Source organism: Sphingomonas oligophenolica (assembly GCF_039522915.1).
In the GTDB taxonomy this organism is placed as follows: domain Bacteria; phylum Pseudomonadota; class Alphaproteobacteria; order Sphingomonadales; family Sphingomonadaceae; genus Sphingomonas; species Sphingomonas oligophenolica.
Genome location: NZ_BAAAEH010000051.1, coordinates 1 through 5,083 on the forward strand (window position 1 = coordinate 1; position 5,083 = coordinate 5,083).

At 55.9% G+C, this 5,083-nt stretch carries 6 protein-coding genes; 3 read left to right on the plus strand and 3 right to left on the minus strand.

Annotated elements, in window-relative coordinates:
* Positions 1-159 precede the first annotated feature (159 nt).
* A complete protein-coding gene (locus ABD050_RS24405) occupies positions 160-651 on the minus strand; it encodes a MerR family transcriptional regulator (protein WP_343892142.1) in 492 nt (163 codons plus the stop codon).
* 233 nt (positions 652-884) lie between these two features.
* Here ABD050_RS24405 and ABD050_RS24410 point away from each other — a divergent pair, with 233 nt between their 5' ends.
* The 3 genes from ABD050_RS24410 to dcd are packed head-to-tail and all read left to right on the plus strand — an operon-like array spanning position 885 to position 3,271.
* Positions 885-1,322 (plus strand): hypothetical protein, encoded by a 438-nt coding sequence (locus tag ABD050_RS24410; RefSeq protein ID WP_343892143.1) that lies wholly within the window; start codon positions 885-887, stop codon positions 1,320-1,322.
* Positions 1,323-2,660, plus strand: a complete 1,338-nt coding sequence (locus tag ABD050_RS24415) for a hypothetical protein (protein ID WP_343892144.1) — start codon at positions 1,323-1,325, stop codon at positions 2,658-2,660.
* On the plus strand, positions 2,657-3,271 hold the full coding sequence (gene dcd, locus ABD050_RS24420) for a dCTP deaminase (RefSeq protein ID WP_343892145.1): 615 nt from the start codon (positions 2,657-2,659) through the stop codon (positions 3,269-3,271). The genes ABD050_RS24415 and dcd overlap by 4 nt, the downstream gene beginning before the upstream one ends.
* Here the strand turns inward: dcd and ABD050_RS24425 are convergent.
* Both ABD050_RS24425 and ABD050_RS24430 read right to left on the minus strand, forming a co-directional pair.
* The gene (locus ABD050_RS24425) at positions 3,258-4,427 is read right to left on the minus strand and encodes a S8 family peptidase (RefSeq protein ID WP_343892146.1); all 1,170 of its coding nucleotides are present in this window, start codon (positions 4,425-4,427) and stop codon (positions 3,258-3,260) included. The genes dcd and ABD050_RS24425 overlap by 14 nt on opposite strands.
* A gap of 323 nt (positions 4,428-4,750) precedes the next feature.
* Positions 4,751-5,083, minus strand: a 333-nt coding sequence (locus ABD050_RS24430) for a helix-turn-helix domain-containing protein (RefSeq protein WP_343892147.1), incomplete at its 5' end; no start/stop codon positions are given.

The following is a 5,083-nucleotide window of genomic DNA, read 5'->3' on the forward strand; positions in this document are numbered from 1 at the left end:
CCAGATCAGTAACTTACGCTACGTCCGCCAACCCGATCCCAGGCTCCCGGTGAATAAGACGGGCTAGACGCACTAAGGTGTCGGAGCCCCCATAATGGTTTTTAGATGCGCGCGTCCGAATCTGGAGCCGCGTCGCGTGACCTCGTCAGCCAACAATGATTATGCGCGCTTCAATTTGAGATTTCTCAAGCTGTAATGATTCAGCTGATCTTGCGTAAGGCGATCACGCACCTCGGCTTGAGCCACAGCGACATCGAGCACGAACGCGAAGGCGAGCTGCCCATTGCGTGTGAGATCGGCGATGGCACCATCAGAGTCTACAAAAAACAGGCTGACGCCATCGGTCGCCAACATCCGCAATTGCTTTTCTGGGGTGGCCGCTGTCCAACGCGGCTCGTGTGTCAGTTTGCTGATCCCGTTTTTCAGGCGGCTGATCTCAAGGCCACCATCAAGCAGGCGTTTTACGAGTCGCGCCACTACTAGATCGCGGAAGGAGTAGTAGCGCACCCTCCCACGCCGGCCATCACCACCATATGTGGGAATAAGATATCCCTGCCGCGCCAGATAGTTGAGCATATGTACGCTTAACTCGACTACCTCAGCGGCGGCCTTAGGTGAAAACGCATTCAAAAGATTTTTGGCTTTCGGCACAGGACCCTAATCGATAATTTTACCCCCACATAATAATTGAAATACGCTCTTATTTCAATTATTATGATCCAGTTCACCGGAGCCGACCCCGGGGATCGGAACGCAGCCCTGGCGCTTGTCGTTTGAGAAGAGTTCGCCTACCTTGGCTAGCTCGATATGTTCCCGCTATGTTCACGGCGGAAACTTGTTAACTCGGGGTCTGGCAACAGGGTGATGCTGGAAGGGAGCCCAATATGCCGATCATGGCTGTGCAGGAGCAAAACGATGCCCGCGGTGCCGCCCGGGTGCTCGCCCGCACCATTAAAAAGTGTGTCGATGACGCACGCGATCCTGCACGCCACAAGACCAGCTTCAGAAACATGTATCATTTGCTCGAGTCGTATCGTTCGCACCGGTTCATCCCGCTCGAGTACCAGCCTAGGTCAGAGCGCGGACCGGAGTCGCTGAACATTCTGCCTTCTGCTGATCAGCATGTTGGCGATCTGCGCATCGCATTGGAATCCGCTCTCGATCAAATCTATGATGATCGAGAAAAGGGTATCGTGTCGCTTGAGCAAGTAATGCGATCCATGGCTTATCCGGATAAGCTGCCAGCTCCGCAACTCGAGGATAAAGAACGAACCTCTGAGTTTCTCAGCACCTTCATCGACCGTCTTTACGCAGCGGGTTGATTGATACCGTTCGAATTCCTGCAGGAGGAATGCCGAAGCGTCCGCGCAGCGCTGAAGGAAACGCTGCGTCATGACTATGGCCCGGAGCGTAGCTGGAGCTATTTCTCAGAATGTGCCGAACGACTCGATGGTATCGAGGCGGATATCGACGATGAGCCCGATATGGACAGCGCCACGATCGCAACCAAGTTGCGTCAGCTCAGCGCGCTGGGAAGTCGCATTTCGCTGATCGAGCGCTCACATCTGGGTGAGTTCTCGTGGCCGTTTGTCGAGACAATCCGCGCCATAGCGGATCAATTCTTGCGCGATAAAGACCCTGATCCGGATTCAAACGGGACCTCGCCGCCCATCATCCACGTCGTGGCGGAAGGCATGCACTATCAGATCGTTGACGACGTAACGCCACGGATGGGCAATCGCCGCATCGTTGTTGTGGCGTTTCCACGCCAGCTCAAACACCATGTCCTGCTCCACTCAATTTTCGGGCACGAACTTGGCCATACAGCTTCGGCGTCCACCGAGACGGGGGCTAGAATCACGCACGAAGTTCTCGAAGCTTTGGTAGATCAAACAGCTCTCCAAGACTCCGTGCAAGCAACGCAATGGTTACGTTCGGATCGAGCGCCGCCGCTTCCAGCCGACCAAAGCGGCAACAAGACGTTTCCTGAAGAGGCCCTCGTCAACTGGCGAACCGAGATCATTTGTGATCTCTTCGGGCTTATGCTGTTCGGCCCCTCGTTCGTCGCAGCGCATCGAACGATTTTAGAGCCGCTCTCCGGCAATCCAGCAGAGTTCACTCTTTTGAACTCGACGCATCCACCATACGCTATCCGTCGTCAGATCTTGGCCGCAGCCGTACGGTTATTGGGGTGGAACAAGCCCATCACGAGAAAGAAAGACGGCGCTATCCGCGAGGCGGAAAACCTTCTGATCGAGTATATTTCCTCAGAACCAGAAGATGGTTGGACCCCACTGCTAAGCAATGCCCAGCTCAATACCGTTCTCACCAAACTTAAGGCAATCTTCGCGGATTACCCGCACCTCTCGTACCGACGGGCCAAGCGCGAAGTCTGCATCGAACTTGTCGAACGTCTCACCCTCGGAAGACCGCCGATCCTTCAGTCGATAGACACTGAGGGAACTCCGAAAAATGAGCCTCTACCAACCTATCAATGTCTCTACGCGGGCTGGTGCGCCTGGTTCGGACGCGATGTACTCCACGCTTCGCGCGCAAAAAAAGTGCCGGGACTGCGGCAGTTCACCTTTCTAGAAATCAACCGGCTTTGTGATTACGCCATTCTGCAGCAATGCGCGATCGACCTGAGTTTGGCAGCATGAGTAGCCTTGGCCGAGGTGCGATCATCGATCGTATGCGCAAGGGCGATCTCTCCGTCACTCCGTTGCTTTGGACGGACCAAATCGGCGCCGCGAGCGTAGATCTTCGAATGGGCAACGTCGTGCTGATAGTGCGGGCCCGTGGCTTATCGCACGTCGATCCTGCACGACACATGAAGAACGATCACGAGCGCGAGACCGATTTCCAGCAGAAGCTGGAGCGATACGAGTTACCATTCAAGTCGCGTTTCCTCCTGCATCCAGGCTCATTGGCTCTCGTGCCCACACTCGAATGGGTTAGCATTCCGTCCAATCTGATGGGAATTGTGACCGCGCGCTCAACATGGGCTCGCGAAGGGCTCAGCATCGCCACTGCAACGCTCATCGAACCTAGCTACCAGGGAATTGTGACTCTCGAGCTTGCGAATTTGGGCGAGATCCCCATCGCTCTCTATCCGGGGCTGCAACTCGCGCAAATCGCATTCTCCAATGTTGAGGGCTCTACCAAACGACCGAATAAGGGCCAGTTTGAGCTGTCCTTTGAGCCCCGTCAGGGTAAGTTGGCCAACAAATCAGAGATCCCATTCCTGCCGAAGAATGCTACGGAGCCGTAATCAAGCCGCTACCAAAATCGATCTTTTGGAACGCCCCGCCGAAACAATCCCGGCGCGCTCTAGCAATCAAGTTGCTCCTTACCGCAGTAGCGCCATCGTCTCCTCCCTTTCTTACTGCCTCAAACCACAAAGCTGAAACGCCGGCTACATGTGGACACGCCATGCTTGTTCCGCTGAGCGCGTGCAGGCCGCCGCCCGCCTTGGCAGATACGATACCGACACCGGGTGCGCACAGGCTGGCATCACTGTTCGAGAAATTAGCGACTACATAGTTCGACCCTGACTGACCTACGGCTGCGACGGAGACGTCACTCGCCACAGCCGGCAAAGACGCCGAAATGCGAAATTTGGGGTCGATGCCTCGTCGGCTCTCGTTTCCAGCGGCTGCAATGACAATCGGTGACGATCCAAAAGCGTTCTTAGCACGGGCCTTCGCCATGATCGCCTCGAACATAGCGAGGTTCTGTCGGTATGCGACCAAGGCCATCGACGTCGCGAGTTCAGTTGGCCAGCCTTGCTTGACGCGCTTTGCCACTTGGCCTGGGAAGTCGAAACCAAGCGACATCGAAATAACATTCGCGCCACCGTCAATTGCCCATTCGAGGCCATCGAAGATCATCTGCGAAGTGCCACCCCCGGTATCATCAAGCACTTTGCCAATTAGCGCGCGCTTTACTCCGGGCGCCACACCAATGCGGACACCATCGACAACCCGGCCAAAAATCGTACCAGCGCAATGAGTACCATGGCCATGAAGGTCGCCATCGCCAGCCCCTGAGAAATCTCGACTGCGAATATCCATCCCATCAAATGCGAGATGGTGTTTGTCGATTCCAGTGTCGAGCACTGCGACGACCACATCATTCCCAGAATATTCTGATGTGTCGGCGCCCACCGCTTTTATGCCCCACTCAGGCTCCGAATCCGTTGGATTCGCGCTCAACGGCTCAATGAGCTTAATCTCCAACGACGGGGCTATTGCTTCAACGCCTGGCCCCGATGCAATCTCAGCTGCCTCCTCAGGCTCAATAGTCACGTGGGAGAGTTGCGCCGTATCGCCGTCGCCCGAGATTTCTGCACCGAATCGATTCCTGAGCAGCGACTCGGTCGACTGACTGGCCGCAGGGCGCCACAAGACCGTGTAAGTTTCTGCCATCGCCACTCTCCCCATCCTCGAGCAAGCTAGCGCGTACGGAGTATAATCACACACCAAATAGATCCGCATCGGCGCCAACATTGTTCTGCTTTATGTCCGCCGCGCGGTCACTATCGCGTGTTTCCTGCATTCAGGCTTGGACGGCACTGAATTGCCACTCATTCGAGGTTAGGGGTGAGGCCTCTGACTTGCTTGCACATTGCTGCTGCACACATTTGGGTATCTCAGATCCCCAAATAGTTGCAGGTGCTTGCTGACAAACATCCACGAAAAATGGGATCGACTTGGCCTTCAGGCGATTTCAGCTGCGAGTGGGGGTCGCGCTATCGTCGATTTCTCTCCAGCAGACGATGAAGGCTTGCGACCCGAATCAAGGTCGATGAGCCGATCTTGACCACGTCGATGGCGCCCTCTCCGATCAGCTCGTAGAGCTTGGACCGCCCGATGCCGGTCATCTTGACCGCCGTGGATATGCGCACGCTGATCGGGGTGACCCCGTGGCCGCGACTGTCGGCGAGCGGAGATTCCGCGGGTGCCTCGCGTGCGGGTGGGGCAGGTTGCATCTCGTCATTCCTTTCCAGGGTGCGGGTGTTGATTTCCGCTGAGAGTTGACCCGGGATTTTCATCGAGAAGTGACCCGGGTGGATATGGTGTCC